A 20,264-nucleotide genomic window follows, 5' to 3' on the forward strand; every position below is an offset into this window, starting at 1 on the left:
ATGGCGTTGAATGTATGGGAAACATCCCCATATACTGGATTACATGTTAATGGTTGTGTGAAGCACAGTTACATGACCAGTTTACCTGGCGGACACTAAACTAAGAGAGAGCTCTATGAATCCTGAGCGTTCTGAACGCATTGAAATCCCCGTATTGCCGTTGCGCGATGTGGTGGTTTATCCGCACATGGTCATACCCTTATTTGTAGGGCGGGAAAAATCTATCCGTTGCCTCGAAGCCGCCATGGATCATGATAAAAAAATCATGTTGGTCGCGCAGAAAGAAGCATCAACGGATGAGCCGGGTGTAAACGATCTTTTCACCGTCGGGACCGTGGCCTCTATTTTGCAGATGCTGAAGCTGCCAGACGGCACCGTGAAGGTGCTGGTGGAAGGCTTACAGCGTGCGCGTATTACCACTCTGTCAGACGATGGCGAGCACTTCTCTGCGAAGGCAGAGTACCTTGATTCACCGGAACTTGATGAGCGCGAGCAGGAAGTGCTGGTACGCACCGCGATTAGCCAGTTCGAAGGCTACATCAAGCTGAACAAGAAAATCCCACCTGAAGTGCTGACGTCGCTGAACAGCATCGACGATCCTGCACGTCTGGCGGATACCATCGCTGCGCATATGCCGCTGAAGCTGGCTGACAAACAGTCCGTGCTGGAAATGTCCGACGTTAACGAACGTCTGGAATACCTGATGGCGATGATGGAGTCTGAGATCGATCTGCTCCAGGTTGAGAAGCGCATTCGCAACCGCGTCAAAAAGCAGATGGAAAAATCTCAGCGTGAGTACTATCTGAACGAGCAAATGAAAGCCATTCAGAAAGAGCTCGGCGAGATGGACGATGCGCCGGATGAAAACGAAGCGCTGAAGCGTAAGATCGACGCGGCGAAGATGCCGAAAGAGGCGAAAGAGAAAGCCGAAGCTGAGTTGCAGAAGCTGAAAATGATGTCTCCGATGTCGGCGGAAGCGACCGTTGTACGCGGCTACATTGAGTGGATGGTGCAGGTTCCGTGGAATGCCCGCAGCAAGGTCAAAAAAGACCTGCGTCAGGCCCAGGAGATCCTGGATACCGACCACTACGGCCTGGAACGTGTGAAAGACCGCATTCTTGAGTACCTCGCGGTACAGAGCCGTGTGAACAAAATCAAAGGCCCAATCCTGTGCCTGGTAGGGCCTCCAGGGGTGGGTAAAACCTCTCTGGGCCAGTCCATCGCCAAAGCGACAGGGCGTAAGTACATCCGTATGGCGCTGGGCGGCGTGCGTGATGAAGCGGAAATCCGCGGTCACCGCCGTACCTACATCGGTTCCATGCCGGGCAAGCTTATCCAGAAAATGGCGAAAGTGGGCGTCAAAAACCCGCTGTTCCTGCTCGATGAGATCGACAAAATGTCTTCGGACATGCGTGGCGATCCGGCGTCGGCGTTACTGGAAGTGCTTGATCCAGAGCAGAACGTGGCGTTTAGCGATCACTACCTGGAAGTGGATTACGACCTGAGCGATGTGATGTTTGTGGCGACGTCGAACTCCATGAACATTCCGGCGCCGCTGCTGGACCGTATGGAAGTGATCCGTCTGTCAGGTTATACCGAAGACGAGAAGCTGAACATTGCCAAACAGCACCTGCTGCCGAAGCAGATTGAGCGTAACGCGCTGAAAGCCAACGAGCTGACCGTTGAGGACAGCGCCATTGTCGGCATTATTCGTTACTACACCCGTGAAGCGGGTGTGCGTAGCCTCGAACGTGAGATCTCTAAGCTGTGCCGTAAGGCGGTGAAACAGCTGCTGCTGGATAAGAGCCTGAAGCACATCGTGATTAACGGCGACAATCTGCATGCGTACCTGGGCGTTCAACGCTTCGACTACGGTCGCGCAGACAACGAAAACCGTGTTGGTCAGGTGACCGGTCTGGCATGGACGGAAGTGGGCGGCGATCTGCTGACCATCGAAACCGCCTGTGTTCCGGGCAAAGGCAAGCTGACCTACACCGGTTCGCTGGGTGAAGTGATGCAGGAGTCCATCCAGGCGGCGCTGACCGTGGTGCGCGCGCGTGCGGAAAAACTGGGTATCAACCCGGATTTCTACGAAAAACGCGACATTCACGTTCACGTTCCGGAAGGGGCGACGCCGAAAGATGGCCCAAGCGCGGGTATTGCCATGTGTACTGCGCTGGTTTCCTGCCTGACAGGTAATCCGGTTCGTGCTGATGTGGCCATGACCGGTGAAATTACGCTGCGTGGTCAGGTACTGCCTATCGGCGGGTTAAAAGAAAAACTGCTGGCGGCACACCGCGGTGGGATCAAAACCGTATTGATCCCTTACGAGAATAAACGCGATCTGGAAGAGATTCCGGACAACGTTATTGCCGATTTGCAGATCCATCCGGTGAAACGCATTGAGGAAGTTCTGACTCTCGCACTGCAAAATGAACCGTCCGGAATGCAGGTTGTAACCGCAAAATAGTGACCTCGCGCAAAGAGCGCCAATAAAAACAAGGCTGGTAAGTCATTTCGTACTTGCCAGCCTTTTTTTGTATAGCTAATTTAGATTGCTGATTGGGTTAGCCATCAACAACGGGTGTTGTAAGGTCATAGCAGGACTGATATAACTGCTGCGCGGTCGCGCTGTGAAGGATTCAGGTGCGATATAAATTATAAAGAGAGGAAGAGAACAGTGAATAAATCTCAACTGATTGACAAAATTGCTGCGGGTGCTGATATTTCTAAAGCGGCAGCTGGACGTGCTTTAGATGCTTTAATTGCTTCTGTTACTGAATCTCTGCAAGCTGGGGACGACGTTGCACTGGTAGGCTTCGGTACTTTTGCGGTTAAAGAGCGTGCAGCCCGTACTGGCCGCAACCCTCAGACCGGCAAAGAGATCACCATTGCTGCCGCTAAAGTGCCGGGTTTCCGTGCAGGTAAAGCGCTGAAAGACGCAGTAAACTGATTGCTTTCCCGCTCCAGGGAAGCTGAAAAGTACAAGGGCGCATCGTTTGATGTGCCTTTTTTGTTTGTCCAGACCTGATTTGTGCGAGTTTATGCGAGTTGTGGGCTGACAATTGCCCTGTTTTCTTGTCACAATACGCCTTTACGCGCGACGGTCAGGATTTTCCGTCAGCGTCAGGTAACCAGTCACCTACAGCGGAGTGTTGTTACACCATGATGGACAGCTTACGCACGGCTGCTAACAGTCTCGTGCTCAAGATTATTTTCGGTATCATTATCGTGTCGTTCATATTGACCGGTGTGAGTAGTTACCTCATCGGCGGTGGCGCGAACTACGCCGCAAAAGTGAATGGCCAGGAAATTAGCCGTGGGCAGTTCGAGAACGCTTTTGCTGGTGAACGTAACCGCATGCAGCAACAGCTGGGCGACCAATACTCTGAACTTGCAGCCAACGAAGGCTATATGAAAAACCTGCGTCAGCAGACGCTGAACCGCCTTATTGACGAGGCGCTGCTGGATCAGTACGCGAAAAGCCTGGGTCTGGGCATCAGCGATGAGCAGGTTAAAAAAGCCATCTTCTCGACGCAGGCTTTCCAGTCTAATGGGAAGTTCGACAACGCGCGTTACAACAGCATTGTTAACCAGATGGGTATGACGGCTGACCAGTACGCTCAGGCACTGCGTAACCAGTTGACCACGCAACAGCTAATCAACGCGGTGGTGGGCACCGATTTCATGCTGAAAGGCGAAACTGAAGAGCTGGCGGCACTGGTGGCGCAGCAACGTGTGGTGCGTGAAGCGACGATTGATGTCAACGCACTGGCAGCGAAACAGCAGGTTAGCGACGCTGAAGTTAATGCTTACTACGAGCAAAACAAGAACAACTTCATCTCTCCGGAACAGTTCCGCGTAAGCTATATCAAGCTGGATGCAGCTGCGATGCAGGAAAATGCGACTGACGCCGAGATCCAGTCTTATTACGACCAGCATCAGGATCAGTTCACTCAGCCGCAGCGTAACCGTTACAGCGTGATCCAGACCAAAACGGAAGCAGAAGCGAAAGCCGTGCTGGACGAGCTGAACAAAGGCGCTGATTTCGCCACCTTAGCGAAAGCAAAATCTACCGACATTATTTCTGCCAAAAACGGCGGTGATATGGGCTGGCTGGAAGAGTCAACTACCCCGGATGAGCTGAAAAATGCAGGCCTGAAAGAGAAAGGCCAACTGTCTGGTGTAATCAAATCCTCCGTCGGCTTCCTGGTGGCGCGTCTGGACGATGTTGTGGCGGCGAAAACCAAGCCGCTGACTGACGTTCGTGATGATATCGCTGCGAAAGTGAAGCAGGAGAAAGCGCTGGATGCCTTCTATGCTCTGCAACAGAAAGTGAGCGATGCCGCAAGCAACAACAACGAATCACTGGCGGGCGCTGAGCAGGCTGCTGGCGTGAAAGCGGTTGAGACGGGCTGGTTCAGCCACGAAAACCTGCCGGAAGAACTGAACTTCAAACCGGTTTCAGATGCCATTTTCAATGGTGGTCTGGTCGGTGAGAATGGTACGCCGGGCAGCAACTCAGATATCATTACCGTTGACGGTGATCGTGCGTTCGTACTGCGCGTCAGCGAGCACAAAGCCGAGGCAGTGAAGCCCCTGGCGGAAGTGAAAGATCAGGTGGTGGCGCTGGTGAAACACAACAAAGCGGCACAGCAGGCAAAACTGGATGCAGAGAAAATTCTGGCCGACCTGAAAGCCGGTAAGAACGATGCGCTGAAAGCGGCTGGCCTGAGCTTTGGCGAAGCAAAAACGCTGAGCCGTACCGGTCAGGATCCTGTCAGCCAGGCGGCGTTTGGTCTGAGCCTGCCGGCGAAAGACAAACCTGTCTTTGGCACCACGACCGATATGCAGGGTAACGTGGTGGTTCTGGCGCTGGATGAAGTGAAAGCCGGCACGCTGCCAGACGCGCAGAAGAAGGCCATGGTTCAGGGAATTACCCAGAACAATGCCCAGATTGCTTTCGAAGCGTTGATGAGCAACCTGCGTAAAGAAGCCAAAATCAAGCTGGGTGATGTGGTCACTCAGGAGCAATAATTACGTGTCTGCTCGCAGATTTTCGTAACGTTCTGCAAAAACTAAAGGCCGCTTTCGCGGCCTTTTCCATTTCTGCAATCTGCTGTTTGTCCCTGTTTTCCCGTGCGGCTATCGTGGCATGGCTGTCAACAAACAAGGAGAAAACAGCATGAAATGTGGAATCAAAGCACTGTTAATTACACTGGCTATTGCCACTTCCGGGATGAGTGCGGGCGCGCTGGCGGCGTCACCCTCGTCTAAAGCCCAGGCTGCACAAACTCAGGCCGATGCAACGTCACAAGGTCAGGTTAAAGCCAACGCGACGGCCAGCACGAAAGCCATTGAGGACGAGGGTACGCGGGTCAGTATTAATACTGCCTCTGCGGACGATCTTGCCCGCGTAATGAATGGCGTGGGCCTCAAAAAAGCGCGGGCCATCGTCAGCTATCGTGAAGAGTATGGTCCTTTCAAAACCCTTGACGATCTCAAGCAGGTGCCGGGTATGGGCAGCGCGCTGGTTGAGCGCAATCTCGCACACCTGACGCTGTAATCGCGTAATCACTTGCACTGCGGCAAAAATTTGCCAGGATAAAGAGGTCATACCAGTTATGACCTCTGAACCTATAACAACGAAAGGCTATTGCGCTATGCAGACACAAATCAAAGTCCGTGGTTATCACCTCGATGTTTACCAGCACGTCAATAACGCCCGCTACCTTGAATTTCTTGAAGAGGCGCGCTGGGACGGCCTGGAGAACAGCGCAAGCTTCCTGTGGCTAACCGCACACAACATCGCGTTTGTGGTCGTCAATATCAACATTAACTACCGCCGCCCGGCTGTGCTGGGGGATGTGCTCACCGTGACCAGTGAGGTTCAACAACTGAATGGCAAAAGTGGTGTATTGAGCCAGGTCGTTACGCTGGAGCCAGAAGGGCAGATTGTGGCCGATGCGCTGATCACCTTTGTCTGTATCAATCTCAAAACCCAGAAAGCGTTGCCGCTGGAAGGGGAGTTGCGCGAAAAGCTGGAGCTGATGATCGCGTAAATATTTGTCTTTTATAAAAGACAAGAAGGGTTTTCAGGGATAAAATCATGAACAGGGACTACGTTGTTAAACGTTACCGAACCCGCGACGGAAAAATACCGTTTGAGGATTGGGTAGCAAAGTTGAGACGAAAGGATCCGGAGCTGGCGTTTCGGATCCTTCTGCGAATCGACCGCGCTGAGAAGGGGAATTTTGGCGATTACCGTTATCTCAGAGAGGGTGTCTGGGAGTTGAAGGTTGATAGTGGTCCCGGTTATCGAGTCTATTTTGCGGTCCAGCATCGGGAAATCTTATTGTTGCTGATCGGCGGTGACAAAAAGAGCCAGAAAGCGGATGTGATGCTGGCAATAGATTACTGGAAAGATCATCAAAAGGATAAACTCCATGAGCAAAAGTGAGCGAAAATTCTCAAGTACCGTCAGCCATGATGAAGCTGTAGTCAAAATGCTGCGCGAAAATCCTTCTTACGCGCAACTCTATCTGCAAATTGCACTGGATGAAATTTACGAGGACCAGGGGATCCCAGCCTATTTGATTGCCCTCAGACGCGTTATCGAAGCGCGCGGCGGTATTGGAGAGATTTCAGCCAAAGCGGGGCTTTCACGTCAGCAGCTATACCGTACCCTGTCCGAAAATGGTAACCCAACGCTGACTACACTGATGAAAATTACCCGTGCTGCCGGTGTAAAACTGTTCGACAGCACGGTCAGGTAGCCCTTATTTCAGCCCGGTCTTTTTCTGCATTGCGGCCATAACGCCCGCTTTATCCGCAAAATAATGATTCAGACCGTTCGCGCGCAGGTTACAGGCGGCACACTGCCCACAGCCGTCCCCTTTAATGCCGTTGTAGCAGGTCAGGGTCTCGTTGCGAACGACATCCAGCTTGCCCCAGTAGTCGGCCAGCGCCCAGGTTTCAGCCTTATCCAGCCACATCAGCGGCGTTTCGAAGCGGGTCTCTTTTGCCATTCCCAGATCGACGGCGTGATTGAGTGCTTTCACGAATTCATCCCGGCAGTCCGGGTAGCCAGAGAAGTCGGTTTCGCACACGCCCGTGATCACCGCTTCGGCCTTCACCTGATAAGCGTATATTGCCGTCAGGGTCAGGAAGAGAATGTTGCGGCCCGGTACGAAGGTGTTCGGAATGCCGCTGGCATCAGGTTCGTAATCAGGCACCGGAATGCTGTCGCGGGTGAGGCTGCTGACGGCCAGTTCATTTAACAGCGTCACGTCCAGCACTTTATGAGCGCGGGCGCCCAGTTTGAGAGCCAGTTCACGAGCGACATCGATTTCAGCGCGATGACGCTGACCATAATCAAAAGTGACGCAGTGCACTTCATCATACTGGTGAAGCGCCTGAATCAGGCAGGTGGTGGAATCTTGTCCTCCGCTGAACACGACGACGGCACGTTTCATAGATCATCTCGACAGTTACAGTAAAAGCGTCATGTTAACGCCTGGCTAAAGCGGCGACCAGCTTCTTCACGCGTTTGGTGGAGGAAGCCAGGCTTCGGTGAAGTCAAACCAGCCGCGAGTGTTAAGGCGTATGCCGTTGACGCCCGGAGGCGCGCTGATTTGATACTGGTAGTTAAAGAGCGGCGTCAGGACGGCTGTCTCCATTAACCGGCTGAATATAGCCTGAAGTCCTGCGTGTCGGTCACGCTCGTCGGCCTGCGACTGCACCGCATCCAGCGTGGCCTGCAAATGGGCGAATGCCGGTGCGCTCAGCAGATGCGGCCAGAGCGCATCGCAGCGGAGCCACTGCTCAAGCGTGTACGCCGGCGCTTCGCCAATCAGTCTGTCTCCCATCATGATGTCTGCATCGGCAAGCTGCTGGCACCCGTCCCACGTTTTGGCGTCGTGAAAGATGACGGTCAGTTCACAACCCTGCCGCGCAAGGTATGCTTTTAACTGGCTGGCCATGGTGTGAAGCTCAACCGGCAGGTGGTAGACCAGCGTCAATGCCTCTGGCAGCGCAACGTCGGTTAAATCAGGCCACTGGGGGATCGCCCAGCCGGGAAGCAGTTCCTCGGTAGGAGTGATGAGCCCTTCGTTCAGGGGAAGCGTGTGCAGCAGCGTTGAGAGATGAATGATATTAATCAGCCGCTTTGCCTGAAGTTCGCTCAGACGTGGACTCTGTTTTAGCGTGAGGTAGCAGAAGCCCAGACTGGTGCTGTTACTCACCAGCCGCAGGCTGGCCAGCTCGTCGGCCTCGCCAATGGCGATTTGCACCGGGTGGCGACAGCTGGTGCCCAGACTGTAGTCAAAAAGCTGGGGCGTGATCCAGTACTCGATAGCCTTAAGCAACGGATGGCCAAGATGATACTGCTCGTGGCTTTCCAGACGCACCAGTTCAGGCTCAAAAACGCTCAGCCGAAAGGGACCGCTGCCTACCACAGGGTAATCGGGATGCGCCAGACGGCTACAGTAGGTTGCCAGCCTGTGCGCCAGCCAGTAGTCAGGTTGATGGAGAATAAACGTCAGGCACTGCGGGTGCGTGGTTTCGATACGTAAGACGCTGCGGAACAGCGTGCCCATGCCGGGCTGCGATAACAGCGCCGTCAGGCTTTGCCGGAGCTGTGCCGTCTCTATTTTATCGCCGTTATGCCAGTGCAGGGTGGAGCGAATGTAGAAATGCCAGCGCAGGCCGTCAGCAGAGACTTCCCAGTGATGCGCCAGATCGCCCGTGGGTTCACTGCTGTTACCATTAAAACGCGTCAAACCAGAGAATACCTGTCCCGCCAGATGCTGCTCCGCCCGGCCAGGGAGAAACCCCGGCTGAAGCGGCTCCAGCGAGCGATAGTAGGGAATACGCAGCGTCGGCGTATCGTTCTGCCACTGCCCGCCCATAAACGGATGCAGCAGCGATCGCAAATCTTCAGGCGCGAGCTGGGCCAGCTCCAGCGCGTTGTGCTGCTGTCCACTTTTCAGGGCCTCTTCCATCATCGTATTACGCAACGAATCCGGGGTGACGTGAAAGCGTAATTCCCCACGCTTACCTCGTCCGGAGCGGGCGTGCCAGCTTAGCCAGCCCGCCTCCTGCGCCTGGCGCAGCAGGGTGCGAACATGTCGCTCGCTGCAAAAGCAGCGGCTGGCAAGTTCACTGATGGTCACCTGCTGTGGTGCGCCGGCAGACGGGTGCCACAGACGCTGATACTGGTTAAGACGGTTAAGCTGGCGCATGAAAAACCCGGAACAATAATTATCATCTATTCACTATTACTTCCGTATATCCCACGTAATACTGATGCACAAGTTAACCGCATCACATTTCGGGAGTAATCATGGCTCGGCTCGCTGCATTTGATATGGACGGCACGCTGTTAATGCCGGATCACCGTTTAGGGGAGAAAACCCTGAACACTCTTAAGCGCCTGCGCGAGCGTGAAGTTACCCTGACGTTTGCTACTGGTCGTCATGTGCTGGAGATGCGCCATCTGCTGGGGACATTTGCCCTCGATGCGTTCTTGATCACCGGCAACGGAACGCGCATTCACTCCGTCGACGGCGATGTGCTGCACCGTCAGGATCTGAATCCGGAGGTGGCGGACATTGTCCTGCACAGCACCTGGGATACGCAGGCCAGCGTGCATGTTTTTAATGATGAAGGCTGGTTTACCGGGCGTGAGATCCCGGCCTTGCTGCACGCACACGTTTACAGCGGCTTTAAATATCAGCTTATCGATTTGCGCCGCATTCCGGCACACAAGGTGACCAAGATCTGCTTCTGTGGCGATCACGACGATCTCTGCCGTCTGCGTATTCAGCTTAACGAGGCGCTGGGCGAACGGGCGCACCTGACCTTCTCGGCGGTGGACTGTCTTGAAGTGCTGCCGGTGGGCTGTAACAAAGGATCCGCGCTGGCGGTGCTGAGCGATCATCTTGGGCTGACGATGCAGGACTGTATGGCCTTTGGTGACGCCATGAACGACCACGAGATGCTGAGCAACGTAGGTCGTGGGCTGATTATGGGGAACGCGATGCCGCAGCTTATCGCCGCGCTCCCGCATTTACCGGTTATCGGACACTGTCGTAACGAAGCGGTGTCCCATTTTTTGACGCATTGGCTGGACAAAAATAACCTCCCATATTCCCCCGAATAGTAAGACCCTTCCAGCAAGCCAGGCTAAGCCTGGCTTTTTTTATTTCACCAGCTGCGAAATCTGCGCTTTCCACGGCTCAACATCGCCAATATTGGCCTGCACCCATTCTGCGTTGTAATAGGTGTCCAGGTATCGCTCCCCGCTGTCGCACAGCAGCGTGACGACAGAGCCGGTACGGCCTTCTTCACGCATCCTCGCGGCCAGCTGTAGCGCGCCCCACATATTGGTGCCGGTAGAAGCCCCGACTTTACGGCCAAGCTGTGTCTCCAGCCAGTGCGCCGTCGCGACGCTGGCGGCATCCGGCACGCGGAGCATCTCATCCACAACGTCCGGAATGAACGAGGGTTCGACGCGCGGGCGACCAATCCCTTCGATCTTGCTCCCCACGGGGCTGCGCAGGCTCGCATCGCGGGATTGCCAGTAATCGAGGAACACCGAGTTTTGCGGGTCAACCACCATCAGCTGCGTATCATAACCCTGACAGCGGATATAACGTCCGATGGTGGCGGAGGTTCCGCCCGTGCCCGCGCTCATGACAATGTAAGAGGGGACAGGATGCGGCTCATGGGTCATCTGGCGGAAAATGCTGTCCGCAATGTTATTATTGCCGCGCCAGTCGGTGGCGCGTTCGGCGAAGGTGAACTGGTCCATATAGTGACCATTCAGCTCGCGGGCCAGCATTTCGGAGGCCGCATAGATTTCGCAGGCACTGTCCACAAAGTGGCAGCGTCCGCCGTAAAATTCGATCTGTTCAACTTTACGTTTCGCCGTGCATGAGGGCATCACGGCGATAAACGGCAGACCCAACAGGCGGGCAAAGTAGGCTTCGGAGACGGCAGTTGATCCGGACGACGATTCAATAATCGTGGTGCCTTCTTTAATCCAGCCGTTACATAAACCGTATAAAAAGAGTGAACGCGCCAGGCGATGCTTCAGGCTACCGGTAGGATGGGTACTTTCATCTTTCAGATAGAGCTGAATACCGGGAAATCCCGGCAGAGGCAGGCGGATTAAGTGGGTGTCTGCCGAGCGCTGATAGTCGGCATTTATTTCGCTGATGGCATGTTTAACCCAGGTGCTATTCATCGTAGTTATCCGTTTGTCATTTTGTGCCCAGCATAGCGAAAAGCACAGAAAAAATTGTTGCTATCTGACCTTTAAAATAGAATGTAAGGAGAATAATTTTCTCTTCGAGGTGGCTATGTTAGATAAAATTGACCGTAAGCTGCTTTCTTTGCTGCAAAGCGACTGTACCCTCTCTTTGCAGGCGCTGGCAGATGCCGTTAATCTGACCACCACACCGTGCTGGAAGCGCCTCAAGAAGCTGGAAGATGATGGCATTCTGCTGGGACGTGTGGCGCTGCTGGATCCCGAAAAACTGGGGCTTGGACTGACCGCCTTCGTCCTGATAAAAACGCAGCATCACAGCAGCGAATGGTACTGCCGCTTCGTCACGCAGGTTTCCGACATGCCCGAGGTGCTCGGCTTCTGGCGCATGGCGGGGGAATACGACTATCTGATGCGCGTTCAGGTGGCAGACATGAAGCGCTACGATGATTTTTACAAGCGGCTGGTCAATAGCGTACCGGGCTTGTCCGATGTCACCTCCAGCTTCGCCATGGAACAGATTAAATACACCACAGCGTTACCCATTGAATAACTTCTTAAAATACCTTCAGGAAAAGACCGCGTGCGATTATTTGCCCAATTAAGCTGGTACTTTCGTCGGGAGTGGCAACGCTACCTCGGCGCAGTGGCCCTGCTTATTATCATTGCCATTCTGCAACTGATCCCCCCCAAAGTGGTGGGCTACGTCGTGGATGGCGTTACCGAACAACATTACACCGCCGCACGGGTGATGATGTGGGTCGGTACGCTGGTGCTGACGGCCGTGGTGGTTTACCTGCTGCGTTATGTCTGGCGCGTGCTGCTGTTCGGTGCGTCCTATCAGCTTGCCGTTGAGCTGCGCGAGGACTTTTACCGTCAGCTGAGCCGCCAGCACCCTGAGTTTTATCTGCGTCACCGTACCGGGGATCTCATCGCCCGCGCCACTAACGATGTAGACCGCGTGGTGTTTGCCGCCGGTGAAGGGGTGTTAACGCTGGTGGATTCCCTGGTGATGGGCTGCGCGGTATTGATTGTGATGTCTACGCAAATTAGCTGGGAGCTCACGCTGCTGGCGCTGCTGCCAATGCCGCTGATGGCGCTGGCAATTAACCGCTACGGCGAGCAGCTCCATGAACGCTTTAAGCTGGCGCAGGCGGCGTTCTCGTCGCTGAACGATCGCACCCAGGAGAGCATGACCAGCATCCGCATGATCAAAGCGTTTGGTCTGGAAGACCGCCAGTCCGCGCTGTTTGCCGCCGACGCCGCCGATACCGGCGCGAAAAACATGCGCGTGGCGCGTATTGATGCCCGTTTCGATCCGACAATTTATATTGCGATTGGTATGGCGAACCTGCTGGCGGTGGGCGGCGGCAGCTGGATGGTGGTGCGAGGCTCCATGACCCTCGGGCAGTTAACCAGCTTTGCGATGTACCTTGGGCTGATGATCTGGCCGATGCTGGCGCTGGCCTGGATGTTTAATATCGTTGAACGTGGGAGCGCCGCTTACAGCCGTATCCGCGCCATGCTGGCGGAAGTGCCGGTCGTGAACGATGGCAGCGAGCCGGTACCGGAAGGTCCGGGTATTCTCAAGGCTGATATCCGCGCCTTTATCTACCCGCAAACGGAACATCCGGTGCTTGAGAACGTCAGTTTCACGCTGCGTCCTGGTCAGATGCTGGGCATCTGCGGCCCGACGGGTTCCGGTAAAAGCACCATTCTGTCACTGATTCAGCGCCATTTTGACGTGAGCGAAGGCGATATCCGTTTCCACGACATCCCTCTGCCACGTCTGCTGCTGGATGACTGGCGCAGCCGCCTGGCGGTCGTCAGCCAGACGCCGTTTTTGTTTTCAGACACCATTGCCAACAATATTGCGCTCGGGTGTCCGACGGCGACACAGGACCAGATCGAGCACGTGGCGCGTCTGGCCAGCGTCCACGAGGATATTCTGCGCCTGCCGCAGGGCTACGACACGGAAGTGGGTGAGCGGGGCGTTATGCTCTCCGGCGGACAAAAACAGCGTATCTCTATTGCCCGCGCGCTACTGCTGGACGCTGAGATCCTGATTCTGGATGATGCGCTGTCCGCGGTTGACGGGCGTACTGAACATCAAATTCTGCATAACCTTCGCCAGTGGGGAGAGGGGCGCACGGTCATCATTAGCGCGCACCGTCTGTCGGCGCTTACCGAAGCCAGTGAAATTCTGGTGCTTCAGCACGGGCATATTGCCCAGCGTGGTCAGCATGAGCAGCTCGCCGGGCAGACCGGCTGGTATCGGGATATGTACCGCTATCAACAGCTTGAAGCCGCGCTGGATGAGGAGGTGGCCGATGCGTAAGTTTGGACAGATGTGGCCGACGTTAAAACGGCTGCTGGCCTATGGCTCACCGTGGCGCAAACCGCTTTCCATCGCCGTGCTCTTGCTGTGGATCGCCGCGATTGCGGAGGTGACCGGTCCGCTGCTTATCAGCTATTTCATCGATAACATGGTAGCGAAAAGCTATTTGCCTCTCGGCCTGGTCGCCGGGCTGGGCGTGGCGTACGTCGGGCTACAGCTGACGGCGGCAGGGCTGCATTACGCACAGTCACTGCTCTTTAACCGGGCCGCCGTGGGCGTGGTGCAGCAGCTGCGCACGGACGTGATGGATGCCGCGCTGCGCCAGCCGCTGAGCGAGTTTGATACCCAGCCGGTCGGGCAGGTTATTTCGCGCGTCACCAATGACACCGAGGTGATCCGCGACCTCTATGTAACCGTTGTTGCAACGGTTCTGCGCAGTGCCGCGCTAATTGGCGCGATGCTGGTGGCGATGTTCAGCCTGGACTGGCGGATGGCGCTGGTGGCAATCACCATTTTCCCGGCGGTGCTGATCGTGATGGTGATTTACCAGCGCTACAGCACGCCGATCGTGCGCCGCGTGCGCGCTTACCTTGCAGATATCAATGATGGCTTCAACGAAGTGATCAACGGCATGAGCGTTATTCAGCAGTTTCGCCAGCAGGCGCGTTTTGGTGAGCGAATGGGGGAAGCCAGCCGCTCGCATTATATGGCGCGGATGCAGACGTTACGCCTGGACGGTTTCCTGTTACGTCCGCTGCTGAGCCTCTTCTCGGCGCTGGTGCTGTGCGGACTGCTGATGCTGTTCGGCCTGACGACGCGCGGAACCATCGAGGTGGGGGTACTGTACGCGTTTATCAGTTACCTCGGACGCCTTAACGAACCGCTGATTGAACTCACCACGCAGCAGTCGATGCTGCAACAGGCAGTGGTCGCGGGCGAACGTGTATTCGAACTCATGGACAGGCCGCGTCAGACCTATGGCGATGACGAACGTCCGCTGGAAAGTGGATCCATAGCGTTTGATCATGTCTCGTTTGCCTACCGCGACGACCAGCTTGTCTTGCAGGATATCAACCTCGAGGTACCGTCGCGTGGTTTTGTCGCCCTGGTTGGGCATACCGGCAGCGGCAAAAGCACGCTCGCCAGTTTGCTGATGGGCTACTATCCGTTGACGCAGGGGGAGATCCGTCTGGACGGACGGCCGCTTGCCTCGCTTAGCCACAACGCGTTGCGTAAGGGCGTCGCGATGGTGCAGCAGGATCCGGTGGTGCTGGCGGATACCTTTTATGCTAACGTGACGCTGGGGCGTCCTTTCACCCCTGAGCAGGTATGGGAGGTGCTGGAAACGGTGCAGCTGGCGGATCTGGCGCGCGGGTTAAGCGAGGGGATCAATACCCGGCTGGGTGAGCAGGGCAACAACCTCTCCGTCGGGCAAAAGCAACTTCTGGCGCTGGCGCGCGTGCTGATTGAGACGCCGCAGGTGTTAATTCTGGATGAAGCGACAGCAAGCATTGACTCCGGTACCGAGCAGGCGATCCAGCAGGCGCTGGCTGCCGTGCGGGATCACACTACGCTGGTGGTGATCGCCCACCGCCTGTCAACGATCGTCGATGCCGATACCATTCTGGTTCTGCACCGTGGCCAGGCCGTTGAACGGGGTACACACAGAGCGCTGCTTGAGGCAAAAGGACGCTACTGGCAGATGTATCAGTTGCAGCTGGCAGGCGACGAACTGGCCGCCAGCGTGCGCGAGGAAGAGTCACTCAGCGCCTGATGCACCATAACAAGGCAATGCGCTAACAGACTTAACCGTTGGTGCAAAACTGAAACGCACCCTGCACTGCCATGGTGCGTTTTTTTTCACTTTTTCCCGGCGCATGCGCGCTGCGGCGCTTTCCTCCTCACCTTTCACTTCTGGCACACCCTTTGCAATATCACTCTCGTGTTAGCTGCGGCCATTACCGAATTCTGACTGGAGGGGATATATGAAGCTGGTTACGGTGGTAATCAAACCATTCAAACTCGAAGACGTGCGTGAAGCGCTGTCTTCAATGGGTATTCAGGGACTGACTGTCACCGAAGTGAAAGGCTTTGGGCGTCAGAAAGGTCATGCCGAGCTTTATCGCGGGGCGGAATACAGCGTTAACTTCCTGCCAAAAGTGAAAATTGATGTGGCGATTGCCGACGATCAGCTTGATGAGGTGATTGATGTCGTCAGCAAAGCGGCCTACACCGGAAAAATTGGCGACGGCAAAATTTTCGTTGCCGAACTACAGCGCGTTATTCGCATCCGTACCGGCGAATCTGACGAAGCGGCGTTGTAAGTAACTCCTGGCACACAGTGATAGGGATCGAGAAAATGAAGAAAGCAACAATGAAAACAGGTCTGGGGTCGCTGGCACTGCTGCCGGGCCTGGCAATGGCCGCACCTGCTGTGGCAGACAAAGCCGATAACGCCTTTATGATGATTTGCACCGCGCTGGTGCTGTTCATGACGATTCCGGGGATCGCGCTGTTTTACGGCGGCCTGATCCGCGGCAAGAACGTACTCTCCATGCTGACGCAGGTTGCCGTCACGTTTGCGCTGGTGTGCGTGCTGTGGGTGGTTTACGGTTACTCGCTGGCCTTCGGGGAGGGCAACGCCTTCTTCGGCAACGTTAACTGGGCGATGCTGAAAAATATCGAACTGACCGCGGTTATGGGCAGCTTCTATCAGTATATTCATGTCGCGTTTCAGGGCTCATTCGCCTGCATCACCGTGGGGCTGATTGTGGGCGCGCTGGCTGAGCGTATCCGCTTCTCTGCGGTACTGATTTTCGTGGTGGTCTGGCTGACGCTCTCCTATATCCCGATTGCGCATATGGTCTGGGGCGGTGGTCTGTTGGCTTCCCATGGCGCGCTGGACTTTGCGGGTGGTACCGTTGTGCACATCAACGCCGCGGTAGCAGGCCTGGTAGGCGCCTACCTGATTGGCAAGCGCGTGGGCTTCGGGAAGGAAGCATTCAAGCCGCACAATCTGCCGATGGTCTTTACCGGCACCGCCATCCTCTACTTTGGCTGGTTCGGCTTCAACGCAGGTTCAGCCAGCGCCGCTAACGAAATCGCTGCACTGGCCTTCGTGAATACCGTTGTGGCAACCGCCGGCGCTATCCTCTCATGGGTATTTGGCGAGTGGGCCGTTCGCGGCAAGCCATCGCTGCTGGGTGCCTGTTCCGGGGCGATTGCCGGTCTGGTAGGTATTACGCCAGCGTGCGGTTACGTGGGCGTAGGCGGTGCGCTGCTGATCGGTATCGTCGCAGGACTGGCGGGGCTGTGGGGCGTTACCGCACTGAAACGTGTTCTGCGCGTTGACGATCCGTGTGATGTATTCGGCGTGCACGGTGTGTGCGGCATTGTCGGCTGTATCATGACCGGTATCTTTGCTGCCCAATCTCTGGGCGGTGTGGGTTACGCAGAAGGTGTAACCATGGGGCATCAGGTGCTGGTACAGCTGGAAAGTATCGCAATCACCGTTGTCTGGTCGGGTGTTGTGGCCTTTATCGGTTACAAGCTGGCTGATATGACCGTTGGGCTGCGCGTGCCGGAAGAGCAGGAGCGCGAAGGCCTGGACGTCAACAGCCACGGCGAGAATGCCTATAACGCATAATTTGAGTGCCTTGCCGGGCGGCGGCTTCGCCTTACCCGGCCTGAAAAAGCGTAATTTGCAGGCCCGGTAAGCATAGCCACCGGGCTTTTTACCTCACCCGCGATTACGCATCACACCTTCCTGCACGGTAGAAGCCACCAGCACACCATCCTGGGTGTAAAATTCCCCGCGAACAAAACCGCGCGCGCTGGACGCAGAGGTACTTTCCACGCTGTAAAGCAGCCACTCGTTCATATCGAAAGGACGATGGAACCACATGGAATGGTCAATTGTGGCTACCTGCATCCCTTTTTCCAGGAATCCCACGCCGTGCGGCTGTAGCGCAACCGGCAGGAAGTTGAAATCCGACGCATAACCCAGCAGATACTGCTGCACGCGCAAGTCTGCCGGTACGCTGCCGTTGGCGCGGATCCACACCTGGCGGGTGGGCTCAGCGGTATGCCCCTTCATTGGGTTATGAAATTCGACCGGGCGGATCTCCAGCGGTTTATCGCACAGAAACTTCTCTTTTACCTGCGGCGGCAACAGATGCGCGAGTGCGCGGGCTATTTCGGTTTCCGATTTCAGATCGTCCGGCGACGGGGCAGACGGCATCTGTTTTTGATGCTCATAGCCCGGCTCTGGCGCCTGGAAGGAGGCGGTCATGTAGAAAATGGGTTTCCCATGCTGGATGGCCGCCACGCGACGGGCGCTGAAGCTTTGGCCGTCACGCAGAACTTCCACGTCGTACACAATCGGTTTAGCGCTGTCACCGGGGCGTAAAAAGTAGCTGTGAAACGAGTGCACCAGACGGTCTGCCGGGACGGTCTCCTTGGCGGCATACAGCGCTTGCCCCACGACTTGGCCGCCAAAAACCTGGCGTAAGCCTAAATCTTCGCTCTGTCCGCGAAATAGCCCTTCTTCTATTTTTTCCAGGTTAAGCAATGTCAGCAGATTGTTCAGTGCCTGACTCATAGTGGTCCTCAATAAACGCCGTGGCGAAAGATACGCTGAGTATAACGCAGAAACGATAGTGGTCCGATGGGTAGAATAATCTTAATACCTGGGCAAAATTAGGCATAAATCCGTGATTTGTGCCACACTTGTTTACGTTATGTGAATAAAACGACATCGGATGGGATCGATCCCGCCGGTGCATTGATGATAAGGAGACTTCAATGAAACTCGTGCCTATGTTAAGCGGTGTTGCAATGGCGGTGGCGTTGTCCGCCTGTGCGGATAAGAGTGCCGATGTAGCGGTACCAACGGCGACCCCAAACGGGATTAACACCCTTTCACAGCAAGCTATTCGACAGCCTAACGTGTCCGGTACCATCTGGATCAAACAGAAAGTCGCTCTGCCGCCGGACGCGGTTTTAACGGTCACGTTATCCGATGCGTCTCTGGCGGATGCACCGTCTAAAGTCCTTGCACAGCGTGCAGTTCGTACAGAGGGTAAACAGGCGCCGTTCAGCTTCGTGCTGCCGTACAACCCGTCTGACGTCCAGCCTAACGCGCGTATCCTCCTGAGCGCGGCGGTAACGATCAACGATAAGCTGGTCTTTATCACCGATACCGTACAGGAAGCGGTCAACAAAGGCGGCACCAAAATCGACCTGACCCTGGTACCGGTGCAGCAAACTGAAGTGCCTGTTGCAACGCAAACCAATCAGCCGACTCTGCCTACACCCCCAACACAGATGTAATTTTCCTTCGCCCTCTCCATGTTGACGGGAGAGGGCGTCAGTACTCCCAGCGATACTTCTGCATATCAATCTGTCCTGCCCCAGACACCTGTACCCCTTCTGAGAGTAATGCCTGACGCTGGCGCTGCAAGTCTGGCCCGGTGAGGGAAATGGCGCCATGGCGATTGACGACCCGGTGCCACGGTAACGTGCTTCCCTCCGGTAGCCTTCTCAGCACGCCTCCAACCTGACGCGCCGCGCGCGGAGAACCCGCCAGCCGGGCGACTTCCCCATAGGTCGTGACACAGCCTTCCGGAATCGAAGCCACGATTTGCCACACTCGCTGTGGGAAATTGTCATGTTCGTCCATTGTTTCTCCTGCGGGAAATCAGCGAAGGGTAATGTTATACGAAGATAAAGAAGATTGTCGGGGCAGTTTGCGCAATAATCCAGCATCCGGTTGTCAGCGGCTTGCAATTGAGGTGCTCCACAGGGATAATGCGCCAGCGCGTTGGTTATCAACGCTCTCAATGGGGGCTCTGTTGGTTCTCCCGCAACGCTACTCTGTTCACCAGGTCAGGTCCGGAAGGAAGCAGCCAGGGCAGACGACGTGGGTGCCGGGATGTAGCTGGCAGGGCCCCCACCCATTTGTGATCCTCTCAGTTGTTCCCCTGAATAAACCTTCTAAATTATGTGACTATTGTATTTTCTGTAATACAGCCTTCATTTAACTGAAATAATAATGTCATAAACCTGTAATAATAGACTGTCATTTTATTTTCGGATGCCTTTATTCTGTCATAAGCTAAAAAATATATATCTGGATAACAAACTTATCTTCGTGTATTAAATTAAACACGTGTTCCGAAAGGATGTGACAATCATGGTTACTGCGGTTTTAAACGTTAAAATTGATGAAGCGCTAAAAGAAAGACTTCGCCACTATGCGGAAGACAATAATGAGAATTTAAGCGTGACCACAGAGAAACTGCTGCTGCTGGCATTTGAAGCAGTAGAAGAGGCGGGAGTATCGGAAGAGGATGTTGATAATCAGCATACGGAAGAAGAGAGCGTAACTCCATTTACTCCTAAAGAAATCAAAGCACTACGTAAACTTCTGAAGAAGAGAAAATGAAACAACAACTATCGACTGCCAGTGACTACAACGAGGCCTGCAATCTGTTACGTTCCGGCTACGTGAAACATGTTCGTCTTGGCTGGAATGTAGGAAGTGATGAGTTCTTTCGAATTGCGTCTGACTGGTGTGATACCGGTGCAAAAATAAAGAAAGAAGGGGATAATTTCATTATTTCGCTGAAAGGCTTCCCGATTCCTCCTCAACATTAA

21 protein-coding genes and 1 other RNA gene are annotated in these 20,264 nt (G+C 55.0%); 17 read left to right on the forward strand and 5 right to left on the reverse strand.

Going from position 1 to position 20,264, the window contains the following annotated elements:
- Nucleotides 1-115: 115 nt before the first annotated feature.
- From lon to L384_RS10425, 7 genes are all read left to right on the forward strand, one after another.
- Nucleotides 116-2,470: an endopeptidase La gene (gene lon / locus L384_RS10455; protein WP_006809878.1), complete on the forward strand. Its 2,355-nt coding sequence runs from the start codon at nucleotides 116-118 to the stop codon at nucleotides 2,468-2,470.
- Nucleotides 2,471-2,680: 210 nt separating this feature from the next.
- Nucleotides 2,681-2,953 carry a nucleoid-associated protein HU-beta gene (gene hupB / locus L384_RS10450; protein WP_002444653.1) on the forward strand — a complete coding sequence of 91 codons (273 nt, stop codon included), beginning with the start codon at nucleotides 2,681-2,683 and terminating at the stop codon, nucleotides 2,951-2,953.
- A gap of 212 nt (nucleotides 2,954-3,165) precedes the next feature.
- Nucleotides 3,166-5,037 (forward strand): peptidylprolyl isomerase, encoded by a 1,872-nt coding sequence (gene ppiD / locus L384_RS10445; protein ID WP_023324232.1) that lies wholly within the window; start codon nucleotides 3,166-3,168, stop codon nucleotides 5,035-5,037.
- Nucleotides 5,038-5,185: 148 nt separating this feature from the next.
- Nucleotides 5,186-5,566 (forward strand): helix-hairpin-helix domain-containing protein, encoded by a 381-nt coding sequence (locus L384_RS10440; RefSeq protein WP_023324233.1) that lies wholly within the window; start codon nucleotides 5,186-5,188, stop codon nucleotides 5,564-5,566.
- Nucleotides 5,567-5,663: 97 nt separating this feature from the next.
- On the forward strand, nucleotides 5,664-6,062 hold the full coding sequence (locus tag L384_RS10435) for a YbgC/FadM family acyl-CoA thioesterase (protein WP_023324234.1): 399 nt from the start codon (nucleotides 5,664-5,666) through the stop codon (nucleotides 6,060-6,062).
- A 47-nt stretch (nucleotides 6,063-6,109) separates the two neighbouring features.
- On the forward strand, nucleotides 6,110-6,460 hold the full coding sequence (locus L384_RS10430) for a type II toxin-antitoxin system RelE/ParE family toxin (RefSeq protein WP_023324235.1): 351 nt from the start codon (nucleotides 6,110-6,112) through the stop codon (nucleotides 6,458-6,460).
- Nucleotides 6,447-6,776, forward strand: a complete 330-nt coding sequence (locus tag L384_RS10425) for a helix-turn-helix domain-containing transcriptional regulator (protein WP_022650480.1) — start codon at nucleotides 6,447-6,449, stop codon at nucleotides 6,774-6,776. Before L384_RS10430 ends, L384_RS10425 begins: the two co-directional genes overlap by 14 nt.
- Before the next feature lie 3 nt (nucleotides 6,777-6,779).
- Here the strand turns inward: L384_RS10425 and queC are convergent, their stop codons facing one another.
- Together queC and L384_RS10415 are read right to left on the reverse strand one after the other, a co-directional pair.
- The gene (queC, locus tag L384_RS10420) at nucleotides 6,780-7,475 is read right to left on the reverse strand and encodes a 7-cyano-7-deazaguanine synthase QueC (RefSeq protein ID WP_015571271.1); all 696 of its coding nucleotides are present in this window, start codon (nucleotides 7,473-7,475) and stop codon (nucleotides 6,780-6,782) included.
- A gap of 66 nt (nucleotides 7,476-7,541) precedes the next feature.
- Nucleotides 7,542-9,242 (reverse strand): SgrR family transcriptional regulator, encoded by a 1,701-nt coding sequence (locus tag L384_RS10415; protein WP_023324236.1) that lies wholly within the window; start codon nucleotides 9,240-9,242, stop codon nucleotides 7,542-7,544.
- Between the two features lie 101 nt (nucleotides 9,243-9,343).
- Here L384_RS10415 and cof point away from each other — a divergent pair, with 101 nt between their 5' ends.
- Nucleotides 9,344-10,162 (forward strand): HMP-PP phosphatase, encoded by an 819-nt coding sequence (gene cof / locus L384_RS10410; RefSeq protein WP_003859037.1) that lies wholly within the window; start codon nucleotides 9,344-9,346, stop codon nucleotides 10,160-10,162.
- A gap of 39 nt (nucleotides 10,163-10,201) precedes the next feature.
- On the opposite strand, the gene L384_RS10405 is transcribed toward cof, so the two are convergent.
- Nucleotides 10,202-11,248, reverse strand: coding sequence for a PLP-dependent cysteine synthase family protein (locus L384_RS10405; RefSeq protein WP_003859036.1), 1,047 nt, complete (start codon nucleotides 11,246-11,248; stop codon nucleotides 10,202-10,204).
- Between the two features lie 115 nt (nucleotides 11,249-11,363).
- Between L384_RS10405 and L384_RS10400 the strand changes: the two genes are divergently transcribed.
- The 5 genes from L384_RS10400 to amtB all read left to right on the forward strand — a co-directional run bounded on the left by L384_RS10400 (nucleotide 11,364) and on the right by amtB (nucleotide 17,253).
- Nucleotides 11,364-11,822, forward strand: a complete 459-nt coding sequence (locus tag L384_RS10400) for an Lrp/AsnC family transcriptional regulator (protein WP_015571267.1) — start codon at nucleotides 11,364-11,366, stop codon at nucleotides 11,820-11,822.
- Nucleotides 11,823-11,852: 30 nt separating this feature from the next.
- A complete protein-coding gene (locus L384_RS10395; RefSeq protein ID WP_023324237.1) occupies nucleotides 11,853-13,607 on the forward strand; it encodes a SmdA family multidrug ABC transporter permease/ATP-binding protein in 1,755 nt (584 codons plus the stop codon).
- Nucleotides 13,600-15,381 carry a SmdB family multidrug efflux ABC transporter permease/ATP-binding protein gene (locus L384_RS10390; protein ID WP_022650484.1) on the forward strand — a complete coding sequence of 594 codons (1,782 nt, stop codon included), beginning with the start codon at nucleotides 13,600-13,602 and terminating at the stop codon, nucleotides 15,379-15,381. The genes L384_RS10395 and L384_RS10390 overlap by 8 nt, the downstream gene beginning before the upstream one ends.
- 211 nt (nucleotides 15,382-15,592) lie before the next feature.
- The gene (gene glnK, locus L384_RS10385; RefSeq protein ID WP_006809867.1) at nucleotides 15,593-15,931 is read left to right on the forward strand and encodes a P-II family nitrogen regulator; all 339 of its coding nucleotides are present in this window, start codon (nucleotides 15,593-15,595) and stop codon (nucleotides 15,929-15,931) included.
- Nucleotides 15,932-15,966: 35 nt separating this feature from the next.
- The gene (amtB, locus tag L384_RS10380; RefSeq protein WP_022650485.1) at nucleotides 15,967-17,253 is read left to right on the forward strand and encodes an ammonium transporter AmtB; all 1,287 of its coding nucleotides are present in this window, start codon (nucleotides 15,967-15,969) and stop codon (nucleotides 17,251-17,253) included.
- Nucleotides 17,254-17,346: 93 nt separating this feature from the next.
- On the opposite strand, the gene tesB is transcribed toward amtB, so the two are convergent.
- Nucleotides 17,347-18,207: an acyl-CoA thioesterase II gene (gene tesB / locus L384_RS10375; RefSeq protein ID WP_023324238.1), complete on the reverse strand. Its 861-nt coding sequence runs from the start codon at nucleotides 18,205-18,207 to the stop codon at nucleotides 17,347-17,349.
- Between the two features lie 203 nt (nucleotides 18,208-18,410).
- On the opposite strand from tesB, the gene L384_RS10370 reads away from it, so the two are divergent.
- Nucleotides 18,411-18,938, forward strand: a complete 528-nt coding sequence (locus L384_RS10370; protein ID WP_003859018.1) for a YbaY family lipoprotein — start codon at nucleotides 18,411-18,413, stop codon at nucleotides 18,936-18,938.
- A gap of 37 nt (nucleotides 18,939-18,975) precedes the next feature.
- Here the strand turns inward: L384_RS10370 and L384_RS10365 are convergent, their stop codons facing one another.
- Nucleotides 18,976-19,287 carry an MGMT family protein gene (locus L384_RS10365; RefSeq protein ID WP_023315530.1) on the reverse strand — a complete coding sequence of 104 codons (312 nt, stop codon included), beginning with the start codon at nucleotides 19,285-19,287 and terminating at the stop codon, nucleotides 18,976-18,978.
- A 170-nt stretch (nucleotides 19,288-19,457) separates the two neighbouring features.
- Between L384_RS10365 and ffs the strand changes: the two genes are divergently transcribed.
- The 3 genes from ffs (at nucleotide 19,458) to L384_RS10355 (ending at nucleotide 20,264) form a co-directional block, all read left to right on the forward strand.
- Nucleotides 19,458-19,554: signal recognition particle sRNA small type (gene ffs, locus L384_RS21945), an RNA gene on the forward strand.
- Between the two features lie 246 nt (nucleotides 19,555-19,800).
- Nucleotides 19,801-20,052 (forward strand): hypothetical protein, encoded by a 252-nt coding sequence (locus tag L384_RS10360; protein WP_006809862.1) that lies wholly within the window; start codon nucleotides 19,801-19,803, stop codon nucleotides 20,050-20,052.
- The gene (locus L384_RS10355; protein WP_015571263.1) at nucleotides 20,049-20,264 is read left to right on the forward strand and encodes a hypothetical protein; all 216 of its coding nucleotides are present in this window, start codon (nucleotides 20,049-20,051) and stop codon (nucleotides 20,262-20,264) included. The genes L384_RS10360 and L384_RS10355 overlap by 4 nt, the downstream gene beginning before the upstream one ends.

The sequence above is a fragment of the Enterobacter sp. MGH 38 genome (genome assembly GCF_000492855.1).
GTDB lineage: Bacteria > Pseudomonadota > Gammaproteobacteria > Enterobacterales > Enterobacteriaceae > Enterobacter > Enterobacter hormaechei_C.